The 17,426-nt window shown below is 38.8% G+C and carries 16 protein-coding genes; 13 read left to right on the plus strand and 3 right to left on the minus strand.

Annotation, left to right across the window (positions count from 1 at the left end):
• Window positions 1-273 precede the first annotated feature (273 nt).
• Window positions 274-573 (plus strand): hypothetical protein, encoded by a 300-nt coding sequence (locus AA980_RS03610; RefSeq protein WP_024030001.1) that lies wholly within the window; start codon window positions 274-276, stop codon window positions 571-573.
• Window positions 574-687: 114 nt separating this feature from the next.
• Here AA980_RS03610 and AA980_RS03615 read toward each other — a convergent pair whose 3' ends face one another.
• Window positions 688-1,545, minus strand: a complete 858-nt coding sequence (locus tag AA980_RS03615; RefSeq protein ID WP_024030002.1) for an MBL fold metallo-hydrolase — start codon at window positions 1,543-1,545, stop codon at window positions 688-690.
• 96 nt (window positions 1,546-1,641) lie between these two features.
• On the opposite strand from AA980_RS03615, the gene AA980_RS03620 reads away from it, so the two are divergent.
• Window positions 1,642-3,258: an ABC1 kinase family protein gene (locus tag AA980_RS03620; protein ID WP_024030003.1), complete on the plus strand. Its 1,617-nt coding sequence runs from the start codon at window positions 1,642-1,644 to the stop codon at window positions 3,256-3,258.
• 133 nt (window positions 3,259-3,391) lie between these two features.
• Here the strand turns inward: AA980_RS03620 and AA980_RS03625 are convergent, their stop codons facing one another.
• On the minus strand, window positions 3,392-4,522 hold the full coding sequence (locus AA980_RS03625; protein ID WP_024030004.1) for a polysaccharide deacetylase family protein: 1,131 nt from the start codon (window positions 4,520-4,522) through the stop codon (window positions 3,392-3,394).
• A 312-nt stretch (window positions 4,523-4,834) separates the two neighbouring features.
• On the opposite strand from AA980_RS03625, the gene aspA reads away from it, so the two are divergent.
• Window positions 4,835-6,259 (plus strand): aspartate ammonia-lyase, encoded by a 1,425-nt coding sequence (aspA, locus tag AA980_RS03630; RefSeq protein WP_024030005.1) that lies wholly within the window; start codon window positions 4,835-4,837, stop codon window positions 6,257-6,259.
• Window positions 6,260-6,325: 66 nt separating this feature from the next.
• Here aspA and AA980_RS03635 read toward each other — a convergent pair whose 3' ends face one another.
• Entirely contained in the window at window positions 6,326-6,631 is a 306-nt protein-coding gene (locus AA980_RS03635; RefSeq protein WP_024030006.1) for a hypothetical protein, read from the minus strand.
• 282 nt (window positions 6,632-6,913) lie between these two features.
• Here AA980_RS03635 and AA980_RS03640 point away from each other — a divergent pair, with 282 nt between their 5' ends.
• The 10 genes from AA980_RS03640 to AA980_RS03685 all read left to right on the plus strand — a co-directional run bounded on the left by AA980_RS03640 (window position 6,914) and on the right by AA980_RS03685 (window position 17,387).
• Entirely contained in the window at window positions 6,914-7,906 is a 993-nt protein-coding gene (locus AA980_RS03640; protein WP_034724742.1) for a VanW family protein, read from the plus strand.
• Window positions 7,907-8,411: 505 nt separating this feature from the next.
• Window positions 8,412-8,585 carry a hypothetical protein gene (locus tag AA980_RS27450; protein ID WP_162837336.1) on the plus strand — a complete coding sequence of 58 codons (174 nt, stop codon included), beginning with the start codon at window positions 8,412-8,414 and terminating at the stop codon, window positions 8,583-8,585.
• A 116-nt stretch (window positions 8,586-8,701) separates the two neighbouring features.
• Window positions 8,702-9,049, plus strand: a complete 348-nt coding sequence (locus AA980_RS03650; RefSeq protein WP_024030009.1) for a PadR family transcriptional regulator — start codon at window positions 8,702-8,704, stop codon at window positions 9,047-9,049.
• Entirely contained in the window at window positions 9,030-9,668 is a 639-nt protein-coding gene (locus tag AA980_RS03655) for an HAAS signaling domain-containing protein (RefSeq protein ID WP_024030010.1), read from the plus strand. The genes AA980_RS03650 and AA980_RS03655 overlap by 20 nt, the downstream gene beginning before the upstream one ends.
• A gap of 68 nt (window positions 9,669-9,736) precedes the next feature.
• The gene (locus AA980_RS03660) at window positions 9,737-11,197 is read left to right on the plus strand and encodes a DUF4153 domain-containing protein (protein ID WP_024030011.1); all 1,461 of its coding nucleotides are present in this window, start codon (window positions 9,737-9,739) and stop codon (window positions 11,195-11,197) included.
• A 211-nt stretch (window positions 11,198-11,408) separates the two neighbouring features.
• The gene (locus tag AA980_RS03665; protein ID WP_024030012.1) at window positions 11,409-12,284 is read left to right on the plus strand and encodes an ABC transporter permease subunit; all 876 of its coding nucleotides are present in this window, start codon (window positions 11,409-11,411) and stop codon (window positions 12,282-12,284) included.
• On the plus strand, window positions 12,281-13,282 hold the full coding sequence (locus AA980_RS03670) for a peptide ABC transporter permease (protein WP_024030013.1): 1,002 nt from the start codon (window positions 12,281-12,283) through the stop codon (window positions 13,280-13,282). Before AA980_RS03665 ends, AA980_RS03670 begins: the two co-directional genes overlap by 4 nt.
• Window positions 13,283-13,437: 155 nt before the next feature.
• Window positions 13,438-14,313, plus strand: coding sequence for an ABC transporter permease subunit (locus AA980_RS03675; RefSeq protein ID WP_024030014.1), 876 nt, complete (start codon window positions 13,438-13,440; stop codon window positions 14,311-14,313).
• Window positions 14,310-15,311, plus strand: a complete 1,002-nt coding sequence (locus AA980_RS03680) for an ABC transporter permease subunit (RefSeq protein ID WP_024030015.1) — start codon at window positions 14,310-14,312, stop codon at window positions 15,309-15,311. The genes AA980_RS03675 and AA980_RS03680 overlap by 4 nt, the downstream gene beginning before the upstream one ends.
• Before the next feature lie 327 nt (window positions 15,312-15,638).
• On the plus strand, window positions 15,639-17,387 hold the full coding sequence (locus AA980_RS03685) for a SulP family inorganic anion transporter (protein WP_024030016.1): 1,749 nt from the start codon (window positions 15,639-15,641) through the stop codon (window positions 17,385-17,387).
• Window positions 17,388-17,426 lie beyond the last annotated feature (39 nt).

Below are 17,426 nucleotides of genomic sequence, written 5' to 3' on the forward strand. Positions count from 1 at the left end.
AAAGCAGGTTTCTTAGAAAGTCTAGGAAGCCTATTTAATTTATAGGCCCTGTTAAAAGGGAATGTTGATTTCCGTTCCAGGCGCTTCGCTTTCCGCGGGGCGGGCGGTGAGCCTCCTCGGCGAATCAAGCGCCNCACTCCAATCAGTGCTCAAAATCAACAATGTTCTTTAACACAGCCAATTTATAAAAAAAGTGACTATGTTTTAATTTTTCTTGCAGGAAACGCTTTCATATTTGTCGAAATATAGGACCATAGAATGGGGGGGTTGAAGATGAGTTTACAGATGGTTCATTCGATAACTATGATTGTTACGGATAAAAAACCTTGTCTCCTTTGCAGTAAAGACTTTGAATATGCTGCAATCGTTAGTGGTGAGGAAATAGAAGCACTGCGGTCAATACATGACGGAAAAGTGGTTACCGATCAAGTGGTTATTCTTAAAAAGAGTTTTGCCAATCATAATAAGCTACAAATTGTTGATGTAGAGATTACTGCTAAATGTCCTTATTGTCATTCTAACAATCGATTTAATCGGTTTGTAACTTTAGAAAATTCAAAGAACGAATCGTAAACTATGGTAGAAGTTCTAGAAAAAGATTGCAAATTGATGATTGCAATCTTTTTTTGATTGAAAAGAGGTGGAGGCCGCATAAACGAATTAGTAGCACAAATTACCGCGATCATGCTAGTGCAAATTTCCGTCTACATATTTCCCGTAATCTGGAATGGCAATCCACTCAAATTCATTTACCAGCTTTCTTAAGCCAGTTGTTAATGGTTCTCCTGATATCGGTAAGCCATGTCCCGTTACGGCAACGGCAGGATTAAGCGCTTCTAGTTTTTTTACTGATTCCCATGCTGTCTGCCAGTCTGTCGTAAGGTATCGCGGAGGACCGTTCATTTCTTGCTGCTGGGTCAAGACCTTATACAATGAGTCCTGTTTAACTGTTACAAAGGCATCGCCAACAATTAGTGCACTGTCTTCTTCTCTAAAAAAAGAAACGTGTCCAGGTGAGTGGCCTGGTGTATGAATCCATTTGTACCCGGGCATGTGAGGAATGCTTCCGTCGTGAGGAAGTTGATTTACATGATTTCCTAAATTGATTGGTTCATTAGGAAAGAGTGGCGACATTTTTGCGACCATTCCGCCTTCTACGGTTGAATCTGGTTCAGGGTAACTTTTTTCCCCTGTTAGAAACGGCAATTCCAATTCGTGAGCATAAACAGGGATTTGCCAATGTTCCACCAACTCGATAATTGCCCCAACATGATCAAAGTGGCCATGCGTCAGGATAATCGCTTTCGGGTGGCAATGAGTTCCAAAGCGTTCTTCCGTAACGGAGATAATTTCATCGGCTGATCCGGGCATACCAGCATCAACCAAAACAAATTCTTTCGTATCAGGGTTCCCGACTAAACAAATATTGACAATCTGAATCGTATGGCAGTATAGATCAGCGAGGACATTCATCCCTACACCACTCCCAATGGAAGTGGCGGGGATAAATCGATAATCACTTCCATAAGACATCTCCTTATCCATTGAAAAAACCCCCTTGTCATATTAATGTATGTATATGATTAGTTTTTTCATAATGTTTTCCATTTATTCATTAAGGATCCTACAGGGGGCTATGTGATGAGAAATAAGCGCAAGTGGTTACGAATGTGGAGAATATTGTCTTTTGCGTTTTCAGCTTTTATTCGAGTGTATTGGTATCGAATTTTAAAAAAATCACAATCGGAACGGGAAAAACTATGGGGTAAAATTGGTCAGGAATTTCGTCAAACTTTATTTGAGTTAGAGGGATTATTAATCAAAGTTGGGCAATTTTTAAGTATTCGGGCCGATTTGCTTCCAGCTAGTTTTATTAATCAAATTCAGGATTTAGTTGACCAAGTACCGGCCTCTCCTTGGGAAGAAATTAGCCTCGAATTGGAAAGGGAATGGGGAGGGCCAATTGAAGACATACTGGCTTCAATTGACGCAAAAGCAGTGGCTTCCGCTTCCATTGGAGAAGTTTACCGCGGCAAATTAAAGGACGGAACCACAGTAGCGGTAAAGGTGCAGCGTCCAGAAATCCGGTCAATTATCCAAACTGATTTTCGTTCATTGGCCATTATTATTTGGTTTGCGGATCACTTTGCACCTGTTCCTAAAGGGTTTATCAATTTTAAACTGTTGTACCAAGAGTTAAAAACGGTGATTGAACGAGAAGTAGATTTTATGAAAGAAATGGAAGCTGTTATCCATTTCCGGCAGCGGTTTCAGGCCTTTCCCAAGCTTCATATCCCCAAGGTGTATCCTGAACTTTGTACATCAAAGGTGATGGTATTGGAATGGGTTGATGCGGCTAGAATTACCGAGGTGGATTTTTTAGAGCGCTATTCGATTGACAGGGTAGAATTATCACAGCGGTTATTTCGATTATTCATTCCTCAATGGGTAGAAGCAGGGGTTTTTCATGCGGACCCACATGCAGGAAATGTCATGATAAAGTCGGATGGCACCCTTGTCCTGCTTGATTTTGGGATGGTGGGAGAAATTTCTAAGAAGGATGCTATGAATTTTCAAGATTTAATCCAATCAATATTTGCAAAAAATTATTCTATGGCCGTAAAAGTATTGATGGATTTGGGCTTTTTTCTTCCAGATGCAAACTCAAAAACGATAGAACCATTACTTAAAGAAGCCCTTTCAATTGATTTTAACCAGTTGAAAGAAATGGATCTTTTTCAAGTGAAAAGGGATGTTAACGAGATGATTAAATCGCTGCCAATCCAAGTGCCAACACGGTTTGTTTTCTTGGGACGTTCATTTGTTACCGTTGAGGGGATGCTCCATACCATTAACCCGAATCAAGAATTTTTGGAGATTGCAAAACCTGCGTTTATCGATTGGTTAAAACAAGGTAATCAAAATAAATGGAAGCTACTAGTGAAATGGGTCCAAGCTCAGCCTGTTTTTCAAATATTCCATTCTATTACTGATTTACTAAAAACTCCAAAAAGACTCCTTGAGCAAAAAGAAAGGCAGCATCAAAGTGAGTTTTATTTTTCAATTTTTGAAAATCAAAAAAAGCAGTCGTTTTTCTTGGGTGTCCTAGGAATGGCAGGCGGCTTTTTCGGACTCTATATGAATGATCCGCTAATATTACAAATCTCTGCAGGCATCGTTGGGATTTCAGTCATTTCCTATCTGATATGCAGTGCGAGGCAAAAAAAATGGCTTAAGAATTTTGAAAAGAAGCTTTAAGAAAATTACGATTCTATTGGTGACCGAAACGTCCCCAAAAAAGAAAAAGTGGTCACCAATATAAGTTCTATTGGTAATCGCCAAAATATTCACAGAAAAAAGGTGACTCTATCAGTCACCTTTTACAAAGTTCCTACCTAGGTTCAACCATAGCGGCGAATTGATTGATGGTTGTGGAGTTGGATATTCGCACTCGGCGCATGCGCATGAATTCATCGGTTTCGCCTTTTTCGATAAATTGCCCTGGCTTAGTTGTAGTTGCAAATTTGTAATACTTTTTCGTTTCCTCAACGACCTGATCATTGAAATGGCCAAATGGGTAGGCAATCGCAATTACAGGCTTACCAGTAATTTGCTCGATTTTTTCCTTTGCAGCATTCAATTCTTGTTCGTAATTCGTTATTTCTGGCAGATCTGCATGTGACATCGTGTGGGATTGGATTGAGAAAATCCCTGAATTCACCATTTCTTTTATATCCTCCGTTGACAGACGGGAGGGACTGCTGTCAATCGAGCCTGCGATAACATATTCAGTAGCTGTAGGCTGAAACTGATCATCTTTCAATTCTTGAAGAATTCGAAAGGCATTTAAGTTGTTTTTCATGCCGTCATCGAAAGTGACAAGTATCGGTTTATTTACTTTATTGACTTCATCCCAGCGTTCAAATGTAAGAAGAGTGTAATCCTTATCCTTTAAATAGCTCATTTGCGCTTCAAAATTAGCGGGGGTAACGAATAAATCCTTTAACCCCACCCCTTTATATTCATCAATCGCATGATACATTAGAATGGGTACACGCTGTTGAAACGTCAAAGTTGATTTTGCAAGCAGGATTTGAGATCCATCTTCAGTTACCTCGTATGCCTCAATCTGATACTCACCCCGAGATCCGGAAAATTCCTTTATATCAAATAAGAATGGAAAGTCATTTTCTTTTTGAGTAGCTGTGAACATCTTTATACCTTTTTTACCATCTGCAGTGCACCAAATATGGTAATTAATTTTGGAAACATCATTTTTTCTACCTACTGTTGAAAGGACAGCATGAGTAGAATCAAAAGCAATCGGACTAATCGCAATAGTTGCTTGGGGCTCAAATACGGGAATTTTTTTAATTTGTGGCGAAACCTTGCTCATTTTCATCGTTACTTTTGAATTTGCTGCAGGCATGTCTACTTTATGGGTGCTTGCATTTACTTCCTTCAAACTGCAGCCGGATAATAGTAATGTGAAAATAAGAGCAAAATATTGTAGTTTCTGCATTTTATCCATCCTTGAATTATAGTAATCTCGGACAATATCATACCATTTGCCGATGGGGAAGAAAAGATAATTTACGGTGCCTGACACCATATGTTTAATAATAATAGTTTGCATTTATTTCTTAACAGTAATGTGCTGTAATTTTTGCATCCTTTAGTAATAATTGCCAAAGGAAAAAGTGTCTTTTAGCTTAAGTTGATTGGTTTTTTGTATTATTATTGAAATAATAGTGCAAATGGGAGACAGGAATTGAATAAGCTGTTATGATTTCTGAGGGAAGTAAAATCGTTTCTATAATAGGAGTGTTGTCAGATGCTTATGGACGCAACAAGAATTGAACAAGATTTTTTAGGGGAAAAAGAGATACCAATTGATGCCTATTATGGTATACAGACCTTGAGGGCAGTTGAAAATTTTCCGATTACAGGTTATCGCATTAACGAAGAGTTAATCATGGCGCTGGCAATGGTTAAAAAAGCGGCTGCGATTGCAAATATGAATACGAAGCGGTTGTACAGCGGTCTTGGAAATGTTATGTGTCAAGCAGCCGAAGAAATTATCGAAGGAAAGTGGCATGATCAATTCATTGTTGACCCCATCCAAGGCGGAGCAGGGACATCGATGAATATGAATGCAAATGAAGTGATTGCGAACCGTGCCCTTGAATTGCTCGGACACGAAAAAGGCGCTTATATGCATTTAAGTCCAAATAGTCATGTTAATATGTCGCAATCGACAAATGATGTGTTTCCTACAGCCATACATATTGCCACATTAAAGCTCCTTGAAAAATTGCTTAAGACGATGAAAGATATGCATCAGGTTTTTAAAGCTAAGGCAAAGCAGTTTGAAAACGTTATCAAAATGGGGCGCACCCATCTTCAAGATGCGGTGCCAATTCGACTTGGCCAGGAATTTGAGGCTTACAGCCGCGTGCTGGAACGGGATATGAAACGGATTCAACACTCACAAGGTCATTTGTTCGAAGTCAATATGGGAGCCACAGCCGTTGGGACTGGATTAAATGCAGACCCCAAATATATTAAAGATGTCGTTGAACATCTTGCACAAATAAGTGGATTACCATTGGTCAATGCCGAGCATCTTGTTGATGCTACGCAAAACACGGATGCCTATACCGAAGTTTCTGCGGCATTGAAAGTTTGTATGATGAACATGTCGAAAATAGCTAATGACCTTAGGCTGATGGCTTCGGGTCCTCGTGCAGGGCTAGCTGAGATTACTCTGCCGGCTCGTCAGCCCGGTTCTTCGATTATGCCGGGTAAAGTGAACCCAGTCATGCCGGAACTTATTAATCAAATAGCCTTCCAGGTGATTGGAAACGATCATACCATTTGCCTCGCTTCTGAAGCAGGCCAGCTGGAATTAAACGTTATGGAGCCTGTATTAGTCTTTAACTTGCTTCAATCGATTAGTATTATGAATAACGGATTCCGCTCATTTACTGACCATTGTCTCTCCGGGATTGAAGCAAATGAAGCCCGGTTATTAGAATATGTAGAAAAAAGTGTTGGCATCATCACGGCCGTAAATCCGCATTTAGGTTACGAAGTGGCGGCACGGATTGCCAAAGAGGCAACTGTGACCGGAAAATCTGTTCGAGAACTTTGCTTGAAGTATGATGTATTATCTGCAGAAGAGCTAGACCTAATTTTAAATATCTATGAAATGACCAAACCGGGAATTGCCGGTGCCTCACTTTTGGAAAGAGATTAATCAAATAACGAAAAAAAAGAATTTATAGGGCATCCTAATCCAAGGTATGTCCTATAAATTCATTGCTTAAATGGATCGGTGAATTTGCGTATACATACTTCCTTCAGCAATATTTTCGAGAAAAAAATCTCCAATCAGTTTTAGGTATTCTTCATCGTCGAACATCCTTTTATTCTGTAATTCCATTTCTGCTAATCCTTCATAAGTAGAAAGCAGCGCATAGGTGTGGTCTTTACCGGAAACGGGTGCTAATATTTCGACCTTATGAGCATAATGTTCATTTCTGAATTTTTTAATCTCTTTTAAATTTTCTATTCCCTCTTTAAATTTCCCTTGCTTAATCACAAACGTCTGGTATACAAAAACAGACAATTTTCGACACCCCCAAAAAATGAAACAAACATACATATACTATGTACGAAATCAAACTTTTTATTCATTGTTAAGTATCGTTCATTTTCCAAAAAACTCTTTAGTAAACAAATTTAAAGTAATATAATAAATCTAAAATACTAGTTTGGAATTTTTTGCAGGAAAATGGAAATAAAAGTGGAATAGATTAGGTTATCAATGAAACTAAACTCCATGCGAAGACGTCTAAAAGAATAAAAGGAAAAATAAGGTTAACAGTAAAAGGGGACTAGTTTGGAGAAAATGGCAAAGTTTACTTGGGCAATTTCATTATTGTTGGTAGGTAGTTTAATAGGTTTAAGCGGCTGTTCTGATCAGACGACCAAAGAACAGCAAGTAAAAGCATCGGAATTGCACCCGAAGAAGGCAGAAAAGAAGGAGAGAGCGAAGAAAAAAGAGGAAGAGAAGCCGGTTATTGTTAATATTATCGATCCAAATACAAAGGATGTTATGAAAACTTTTACACCGAAGGACTTTGGGTATGGCATCGATGCTGAAAAGTATAAAGCCGAAATCGGCAAATGGGCAAAGGAACTTGCTAGGGGGACTAAAGAATCACCCGGATATGACAAGCGGATGATTCTTGATAAGCTCGATGCAAATGATCAGGTTGTAAAAGGGACTCCGCAAACGATACTTGACGAAGCCGAGTTAATCGAAAACGTATTTCAAGCCTCCGAAAAAGGCGGAAATGTAGAAATTCCACTTTATGTTACAGCAAGTGGATATAACCCTGAGGAGGCAGCCAGTTTGGGAGAGGTTATTGTTGCTTCCTTTACCACCTATTTTAATGGCAGTGTAGCCGGAAGAACTAAAAATATCGCCTTATCAGCAGAGGCCATTAATAATGTAATTCTCGGCAACCAGGACTCTTTCTCGTTTAATACAACAGTAGGACCCAGTGATGCAGAACACGGGTATCAACCCGCTCCGGAAGCCGTTGAGGGAAAATTAGTAGAGGGGATTGGAGGCGGAATTTGCCAGACCTCGTCTACCTTGTATAATGCGATTGATCAATTAGCAGTTGGTTATATTGAAAAACATAACCACTCGCTCCATGTAGGCTATGTTCCTACTGGAAGAGACGCAACGGTCTCCTATGGGGGCCCCGATTTTAGATTTAAAAACACAACTGGCGTACCGGTCCTCTTAAAGGCTATTGTCAAAAAAGGATCACTTACCGTCGAAGTAAGAACATCAAAAACATATCAGAGCGTAATTAAGAAGCGTGGATAAAATTAGGTAGATAAAAAAGGACATGTGTCATAATAAAATGATACAAGTCCTTTTTATTTTTATTGCATTTCCTCCCAATCCGTGTAATGGCCGCTGCCATGACAACTCGGACATTCGAACGAATTAAAGTAAGCAAATTCATTATAAGGGTACACGGTATAGCCCCGACCTTGACAATCAGGACATTTGCCTTGGTCTTTCATTGTCGAGATATGATTTTGATACCTTGTTTCTTTCCATTGATTAAATGAGTTGAGTAGTCCCATTTTCTTCACCTCATCGTTTTTTCTTAGTATGATAATAAAATGGAATTATTATACTTGTTTGGTTCTATTTCATTTCGGTCTATTAAGGGGATAAATAATTCTGCTTTTTCATTCAATTACTATTGGATAATAATATATTTTATGAAAAAATCGCTGATTTTGTGAGAATAATTAGAATTTTTTTAAGAGGATAATCTCTTAGAAACCCCCAAATACTAAGACAAAAAGAGGTGATATGGATGGGTAAATGGAATGCGCAATCTGCCCCAAATAATAATTTAGCACCGAAGACAATCAAGACTGGCGAATTAGTAGGGGAAGAGGCAAAACATGAGTTTTCTGAGGAATTATCTGACGGCGGCGAACGGGATCAATACATTGAGCGTCAGAAAGACAATTTAAAAATGAAATAGTATACCAACAGCAGTGGCGATTCCAAAATCGTCACTATTTTTTTCAAAAGACTTTACAAAATAATTATGACGGTGTAGAATTTCTATGTACCTAATATTTCTAGGTAGGTGAGAAGATGTTTAATCGTGAATTGGTAAAAGGAAGTACATCATTAATCCTGCTGCAATTATTAAATGAGCGGGATATGTATGGTTATGAATTAGTCAAAGAATTAGAGAAGCGCAGTGACAATGGCTTGAGCGTGAAAGAGGGTACATTGTATCCTGCACTCCATAAACTCGAAAAGCAAGAGTATATCGAATGTTACTGGCAGGAACAGGAGAAAGGTCCGGCGCGCAAATATTACCGGATTACCTTGGCAGGGAAAGAATTATTAGACGAAAAAACACGTGAATGGCGGGACTTTGTTCAAGTGATGAACAAGGTGATAGGGAGATCAAAGCATGGAACGGCCGAAGAATAGGTTTTTGGAAGAATTGGCAAACGGGCTTGGAAATCATCCCGATAAAGAATGTATCCTTCTTGAGTATGAGTCGCATATCGACGAAATTATCATTGAATCCTATGATTGTACGAACGAAGCGGAGGTTACAGACAGAATCTTCACAAGACTTGGAAGCCCGGAAGAAATTACCGCTATGTGGAAAGAAGAGCTGACTGCTACACCGAGCAACATGAAGTGGCTGTTTATTCTGCTTAATATCCTTCTTTTTGGAGGAGGCAGTTTATTAACACTCGCTCATAATCTTTATCAATGGGAGTGGCTGTCGGCCATTTGGAACAGGTTAACAGCGATTCCCACCCTAATTGCCTTTTTGTATTTATTCTTTTGGGCACTACTTGGGTACGAAATCGGCAAAGGGTTTGGGCACAGCGGGAGAAAGCTGCTAAGAAGGACATTTTTACTTGCGCTCATCCCGAATGTGGTGTTAATGATCCTAACCGTTTTTCAAATTATACCTCATTCGTGGTTCGCTCCGTTATTAACCAAAACGTTTATCATTGCTTGTATCATTTTTACGGGTATCCTATACCCAGTAACCTGGATTGGATACCGCTGGGGGCGGAAAGCTTCGATATAGGCAGTTTTTTTGCAAATATACCTAGTAATACTATATATATAGAAATTCTACAATAAAGAGGGATGTATATGGAAATGAAAATTGGGAAATCTGATTGGCTCTTTTTAGTTGGATGCCTGCTGCTGGGAATTTTAGCGGAGGAATCATTTTTTCGTGATAGAATTGGGATCTCGTATTTCGTATTTATTTTAGCATTCTACTCTGTATTTATGTGGCGATATCGGCGCTTTCCCTTTTCCCATCAGCGAATCGGGTACTTGGTTCTTTGCTGTATATGGCTGCTCTCGGCAAGCTATTTCTTAAATGAAAATCTGTTTTTTTACGCTCTTAATATTTTGGTGATTCCTGGCTTAGTTCTATTTCATCTTGTCTTAGTCACGAGTCCGAAAAACTTTAAATGGAACCAGTCATCATTTGTCAGCTATTTTTTTACCAGGCTTTTAGACGCTATTAAATATAATGCCGCATTTACTGGACTGTTTGGAAAAAGTTTAAAGCAAGGGGTGGCTGAGGATAAATTAATCATCTGGAAAAAGGTAATGATTGGTGTATTAATTTCCGTTCCCGTGTTGTTAATCGTCTTAAGATTGCTAATGTCAGCAGATACACAGTTTGAACGAATGATTGGCAATATCCCAGATTGGTTCCGTATTTTTGATGCGGAAGGGATTATCCGGTTTATCATAATCCTCTTCTGTACTGCAGTCTTCTTTGGCTTCATGCAGGTGCTGATTAAAAAGCAAATAAAGGTCATCAAGCAGCAAACAGATCAGCAAGTGATCCAGCTCGATGCTATTATCACAATAACCGTGTTAATTTTAATCAATGTTGTTTATGTATTATTTACACTTGTCCAGTTTAAGTATTTCTTCAGCGGAACCTTGCAAGGAGACTTTACTTATGCAGAATACGCGCGCAAAGGATTCTTTGAACTTTTATTTGTCACACTCATCAATTTGTCGATAACCGTTACTGTACTTACATTTGTAAATCGTACAACTGGCATCATGAAACGATTGACACAAGTCATGCTTACGGTTCTCGTTCTGGCAAGTTCGGTGATGTTAAGCTCTGCCTTTTTACGGTTAAGTTTGTATGAGGATGCGTATGGCTTTTCTTTCATCAGAGTGCTCGTCCATTCCTTTATGATTTTCCTAGCGGTCATCTTTACGTATACATTGGTGAAAATTTGGATTGAGAAGCTGTCATTACTGCATTTCTATTTCATTTCTTCATTACTATATTTTACAACGATCACAGTCATTGATTTGGATAAAATTGTGGTCAAAGAAAATATCAATCGTTATGAGGTCAGCGGGAAAATTGATGTTCACTACCTTAACCAATTGTCGTCAACTGGTGTACTTGGATTAATTGAATTGTATGAAAGGGATAGGAATATCCCAGAGTTACATACGATTTTGCTTGAGCGGCAGGAGGAAGCCCAATCAGAGAGCCATGCTTGGCAATCGTATAATCTAAAACGAGCGGAAGTAACGGATAAATTAAAGGATCTCCAACTAAATTAGGAAAGTAAAAGCATGCAGGTAATTTGCATGCTTTTTCCATTTTGTGAAACTAATTTCCTTGGTTTTCGTCTAATAAAATTGAGAATATTAGCAAAGGCAGATTACAAAGAGTGAGGGGGAAAAGTGATGGTGAAATTCCCTTTTTGATACAGATTACAATGAAAGTGGGGGAAGAGTGATAGTAAAATGACATTTTTTGTGGGGGTGTAAAATGAAACGGTTGTTAAGTGCACTTTTTAGATCAGCTTTGGTCCTATCCGGGTTTCTCTTTATTTTTAATCTTCCTTTAATATTGGGAATCGGAGTGGATTCGGTAGAAATTCATTTCGATCAGTTTTGGGAGGTTGTAAAGAACAACCTTCAATTTCTATTTCAAATAAAGGATGACATGTATTTAAGCTTATTTAAACAACTGGATATAACAGGAAGCTATCAGTATACAATGTCCATCCTGCTTATTAGCCTTACGGGCATCATTCTAATTGCGATGGTTACAATGGTTTTGATAATGATAGCGCCGGAAAAGATAAGAATTTACTTGAAAAATGGTGTCAATTTTTTCGAGGCTGTCCCTGATTTACTGATTATTTTTTTGTTTCAGTTCTTTGTTATTTCCCTTTATAAAGCTACGGGATTCAAGTTTTTACGGCTTTACGGAGTCTTTGGGGTGAAACCGTATTTTATTCCAATAATTACAGTTTCTTTCCTGCCGCTGTTCTTACTGTTACAATTTCTAATTCAAGTGATTACCGAGGAACAAAATCAGCTTTACGTTCTGTATGTGAAAGCCAAGGGAATAGGCCGATTAAGAACCTTACTCATACATATGATTCGAAATATTTTACCGTTAATCGTTTTACAATTAAGAACCGTTATTTGGGTATTGTTATCGAATATTTATTTGGTCGAACACATGTTTAATATTAACGGGTTTACGAAGCAGTTTGTGATTATTATTTATCAAGGCGGAGATTTTGCATCGCTTGTTGCCTGTCTATTGATGCTATCCCTCCCGCTGCTGGTAATTGAGGCGGCAGGATGGTTGGTTTCAAAACGGATTAAAGGGACGGAGGCGGTTAGTTTATGAGGCGTTATAAGAAGACAATCATCGGCTCTTCCTTGCTGCTCATTATATTATTGATGAGTTGTTTATACCCATTATACGGTCCGGCTGATTTTAATCAGAAAGTATTGATCCACGATGAAAATGGTCGAGTAATCGATAGGGCTCCGTTTCCTCCATCAGAAGAACATTGGCTTGGAACCACGCGTAATGGCGAGGATGTTCATTGGGTTTTGCTCTATGGTGTGAAATTTACGTTAATCGCCGCTTTTAGCGTTGCCGTTCTAAGAGTCATTTTTGGTGGGATTGTTGGGATAATTATTTCACTTTGGGCGCCATTTTTAAAAAGGTATTTTAAAGACTTTTTCCTAACGATGCGTTATATTCCGTCCATCTTAATTGCGATTATATTGATGATACCGATTAAGTTCCCTGATGATGTTGCCATATCCTCCATTGTTACCTATCAATTGATTATTTTAGTTTTTATTGGATTCCCATCAGTTACTGTTTTTGCAGCAGATATTACAGATGAATTATTGAAAACTTCATTTGTTCAAAGCTCCTATTTAATGGGGGCAGGGAATTTCCATATAATAAAACGGCAATTGCTGCCATATATGCGCTCCTACGGTATTTTATTTACCGTTCAGCAGATTTTAAGTACGCTGCAAATCATCATGCAGCTTAGTATTTTTGAACTTTTTCTTGGCGGGGCCAATCGGGCTGGGATTTTTGGATATGATGATCCCTATGGAAGGCCCAAGCTAGCATCCATGTCCTATGAATGGGCTGGGTTAATTGGGCAGAATTTTACCGAGTTTACCCAGATGCCTTGGATCGTTTTCGCTCCTTTATTGGGCTTTTTCGTGCTTATTTTAATTATCAATATGATAAAAAAAGAACTTGAGAATAATATTCTTGGGGTACAATTGATGAAAACGAAACGAAAAAGAAAGAAGGAAAAACCGCTTCCAGCTGCACAAACTCACACAGGGAAATTCGATTTTTTACATGATTGAAAATTTATCATAGCAATCAGGCATGCCGCTAAAATGGCAGGCCTTTTAGATTTTAAGAGAATAGGTTTGGGTTTTAAATTAGGAATATTGCAAAAATACTAATTAAATGGTAAAAAGAGAGAGGACTAATTTTTTTGTAAATCGTGGGGGATGAGATGAAACGTTTATTACGCTCGCTTATTAGAATAATTTTGATCCTTTTTGGTTTCCTATTTATTTTCACGTTACCATTGGTTTTTGGGAGCGCGGAGGATACAGTTCTAGTCGATTTTAGGAGCTTTTGGGACGGTCTTAAGTTTAATTTTCAATCGTTAATCCAAATGAATGATAGCAGCTACCTAGAGTTATTTAAGGAATTAGACATAACCAATAGTTATCAGTACACGATGACGATTCTTGGTGGGAGCCTTATCGTTATCATTTTCCTAGCCATAGTCATCTCTATTTTGATTATGCTAACACCGGAAAAAGTAAGCAATCGCTTAAAAAACGGCATTAATTTTTTTGAGGCCGTGCCAGATTTACTAGTGATTCTTTTGTTTATGTTATTTGTAATCACCCTATATAAAACAACGGGATTAAAGTTTTTACAGCTTTATGGGGTATTTGGTAATAAACCGTATTTTGTTCCAATCATGACAGTTTCGTTTCTCCCGCTGTTCTTATTGCTACAGTTCCTTGTAAAAGTCATAACTGAAGAACAAAATCAGCAATATGTACTTTACGCGAAAGCAAAAGGAATTGGTCGTTTAAGTATATTACTTGTACATATTATGAGAAACATTTTTCCACTTTTAATATTGCAGCTGCGAACAATTGTGTGGGTTTTATTATCGAATATTTATCTTGTTGAATACGTGTTTAACATTAATGGCTTTACACAGCAATTTCTAAAGCTCCTGTTTATGGGCGGAGATTTCGCGTCACTAGTAGCTTGTTTATTGATGTTAGCCATTCCGCTCCTGGTTATGGAAGCATTGGCATGGTTCATCTCTAAATTTATCAAAGGGAAAGAGGCAGTGAGTATATGAGAAAATATAGAAAGACAATCATTGGTTCATCCTTACTCCTTCTCCTGCTAGTAATGAGTATTTTATATCCTTATTACGGACCAAAGGATTTTAATCATCAGGTTTTAGTGAAAGATGATCAAGGCACAGTTATTGGCCGGGCACCGTTTCCTCCTTCGGAAAATCATTTACTGGGAACCAATCGAAATGGCGAGGATATACACTGGCTATTACTTTATGGAGCCCAATTTACGTTAATAACGGCTTTTGGAGTAGCTGTCTTAAGAGTGCTTCTAGGCGGGATTTTCGGAATCATTCTGTCCCTTTGGGCTCCCTTTTTAAAAAGTTATTTTAAGGACTTTTTTTTAACTTTTCGCTATATACCATCGATTCTTCTAGGGATTATTTTAATGCTCCCGATTGTCGGAAATTTTTCTGATGCGCCCGTATCTATGATTGTCACCTATCAAATTATGATTCTCGTTTTTATTGGCTTTCCATCGGTTACCCTATTCGCATCAGATGTAACGGATGAATTAATAAAAACGTCATTTGTGCAAAGCTCATTCTTAATGGGGGCAGGCAGACTTCATATTGTAAGGAAACATTTGCGTCCCTATATTGGCTCTTATGGTATTTTATTTACTGTTCAGCAGATTATTAGTACTCTCCATATTACGATGCAGCTTGGTCTATTTGGCATGTTTCTGGGGGGACGGAACAGGGCAGGGGTTTTTGGCTATGATTCTCCAGAAAAGCCGGCATCCTTATCCAATGAATGGGCAGGTTTAATTGGGCAGAATTTTAGCGAAATTATCCGGGCTCCATGGGCCATCTTGAGTCCAGTCATTGGGTACTTTGTTGTGATAGTGATCATCAATTTTATTAAGAAGGAATTGGAAGAGAACTTAGATGGTTTCCAGGTTGTCAAGAAGAAACAAAAGCAGAAAAAGGGTGCACGGGCTGAAGCCCGCTCCACTGCTAGACGCGGATTATTTGAATTTGTTCAGAAGCTTTAAGCCGAGCTCATTTTGATGCTCGGTTTTTTGTTTCAGATTGGCTTTTTATAACTGAATGTTGATTTCGCTTTGTTTGAAAATAAAAAAGACGTCTGTATAAACAGACGTCTTTGCGTATTGAGGCGAAAAACCACACTCCACATAGTGCGCTCCATTAAGGAATGTTTCTCGACTTACACAACTCAGCTCATCGCTTGGTTATTATAACACGATCTCAATATAAAATACAAGAGAATTATTATTGAAGAAAACACTTGCCTGTTATTCATTATTATCGTATATTCAAATAATCAGATATACAATAACAAAAAGATAAGAAGGGTGAATATGTTTACTGACAAAAGGTTCCATCACTATTCCTTAAATAGTTTGCCAAAGGATCTCCTTGCAGGGGTGATTGTTGGGGTCATCGCGATTCCTCTTGGAATGGCATTCGCGATTGCTTCAGGGGTGAAGCCAGAGTATGGAATCTATACGACCATTGTTGCCGGGATTCTCATCTCGTTATTTGGCGGCTCAAAGTATCAAATTGGCGGGCCAACCGGGGCATTCATTCCAATTTTGTTTGGGATTGTCATGACCTACGGCTATGAAAATTTACTTATTGCCGGTTTTATGGCGGGCATTATTCTAATGTTAATGGGGATTTTTAAACTAGGTTCCTTGATTAAATATATCCCTAGACCTGTCACAATCGGGTTTACCACCGGAATAGCTGTCACTATTTTTACCGGTCAGTTAGCTAGTTTCCTAGGGTTAGAGGGAATAAAGAAGCATGAGGAATTTATAAGGAATATTCAGGAGATTGTCATCCACCTGAACACAACCAGCATTTATAGTGTGTTAACAGCAGCCATTTGTTTAGTAACCGTGATCCTGACACCGAAAATTGCGCCAAAAGTTCCGGGGCCGCTTATTGGCCTCATTGTTTCAACCCTAGTTGCCACACTGTTTTTTCCAACTCAGGTAGCTACAATCGGAACAGCTTATGGTGCAATCCCAAGTACAATACCGCATATCCATATCCCGAACATTAATATGGAGATCATTATTAAACTAATTAAGCCTGCCTTCATAATTGCCATGCTCGGAGGTATTGAATCATTGCTTTCGGCAGTTGTGGCAGATGGGATGACGAATAGTAAGCATAACAGCAACAAGGAATTAGTCGGTCAGGGGATTGCCAACATGATTACACCCCTATTTGGCGGAATTCCTGCGACCGGTGCGATTGCCCGGACAGCAACTAACATTAAGAATGGAGCCGTCTCACCTTTTTCAGGAATCATCCATGGGGTCGTGGTGTTACTTGTCTTATTGTTTTTTGCCCCTTATGCTTCCTATATTCCATTAGCAAGCATGGCACCCATCCTCATGGTAGTTGCCTGGAACATGAGTGAGCGAAAAGTATTCGCTCATATTTTAAAAACAAAATCAACCGATTCACTTGTATTAGTCGTTACATTTCTCTTAACGGTTTTTGTCAACTTGACGATGGCCGTCGAAGTGGGTCTCATCATGTCTGCGATTCTGTTTGCCAAACGGATGAGTGATGTGATGGTTACAAAAAAGGCATTGCCCAACCCTGATACGAAACATGAAAAGGTGGAGACAGGCATGGTTACGGATACACATGACTGTCCACAAATCAGTATCTTTAATGTGGAAGGGCCGCTATTTTTTGGAGCGGCGCTAACATTTGAGGAAACCATTATGAAGACGATCAATTATCGGCCAAAAGTTCTATTGTTAAGAATGGGCCGAGTTCCGTTTATCGATACAACCGGAGAAGCGAATTTAGCGCGGATTATCCACCATTTTTCGAAAAATGGTATAGTATTGGTATCGGGTTTAAATCAACAACCGGAAAGAGTTTTACAAAAAACAGGCCTATACGAAGCGATTGGTAGTGAACATTTTTTTGAACACACCGGTGAGGCCATTCAATATGCACTATCGCAAATTAATAAAAATAAGTGCCTCGGCTGCAAACATTTTGCTTTCAGAGAATGCAAAAAATTCTCAGCTGTGGAGGCTGTAGAAGGAAGTAGGAAAAAGCTTACAGCTACTTTCTAGTTATTAGTATTGTCTAGCTCCAGCGCCTATCCCCCTCGA

The sequence above is a fragment of the Neobacillus vireti genome (assembly GCF_001026695.1).
Taxonomy (GTDB): Bacteria; Bacillota; Bacilli; order Bacillales; family Cytobacillaceae; genus Neobacillus; species Neobacillus vireti.

Coding starts and splice junctions, on each gene's coding strand:
- AA980_RS03610 (WP_024030001.1), top strand. CDS start 274: ATGAGTTTACAGATGGTTCATTCGATAACTATGATTGTTACGGATAAA.
- AA980_RS03615 (WP_024030002.1), bottom strand. CDS start 1,545: ATGGATAAGGAGATGTCTTATGGAAGTGATTATCGATTTATCCCCGCC.
- AA980_RS03620 (WP_024030003.1), top strand. CDS start 1,642: ATGAGAAATAAGCGCAAGTGGTTACGAATGTGGAGAATATTGTCTTTT.
- AA980_RS03625 (WP_024030004.1), bottom strand. CDS start 4,522: ATGCAGAAACTACAATATTTTGCTCTTATTTTCACATTACTATTATCC.
- aspA (WP_024030005.1), top strand. CDS start 4,835: ATGCTTATGGACGCAACAAGAATTGAACAAGATTTTTTAGGGGAAAAA.
- AA980_RS03640 (WP_034724742.1), top strand. CDS start 6,914: ATGGCAAAGTTTACTTGGGCAATTTCATTATTGTTGGTAGGTAGTTTA.
- AA980_RS27450 (WP_162837336.1), top strand. CDS start 8,412: ATGGGTAAATGGAATGCGCAATCTGCCCCAAATAATAATTTAGCACCG.
- AA980_RS03650 (WP_024030009.1), top strand. CDS start 8,702: ATGTTTAATCGTGAATTGGTAAAAGGAAGTACATCATTAATCCTGCTG.
- AA980_RS03655 (WP_024030010.1), top strand. CDS start 9,030: ATGGAACGGCCGAAGAATAGGTTTTTGGAAGAATTGGCAAACGGGCTT.
- AA980_RS03660 (WP_024030011.1), top strand. CDS start 9,737: ATGGAAATGAAAATTGGGAAATCTGATTGGCTCTTTTTAGTTGGATGC.
- AA980_RS03665 (WP_024030012.1), top strand. CDS start 11,409: ATGAAACGGTTGTTAAGTGCACTTTTTAGATCAGCTTTGGTCCTATCC.
- AA980_RS03670 (WP_024030013.1), top strand. CDS start 12,281: ATGAGGCGTTATAAGAAGACAATCATCGGCTCTTCCTTGCTGCTCATT.
- AA980_RS03675 (WP_024030014.1), top strand. CDS start 13,438: ATGAAACGTTTATTACGCTCGCTTATTAGAATAATTTTGATCCTTTTT.
- AA980_RS03680 (WP_024030015.1), top strand. CDS start 14,310: ATGAGAAAATATAGAAAGACAATCATTGGTTCATCCTTACTCCTTCTC.
- AA980_RS03685 (WP_024030016.1), top strand. CDS start 15,639: ATGTTTACTGACAAAAGGTTCCATCACTATTCCTTAAATAGTTTGCCA.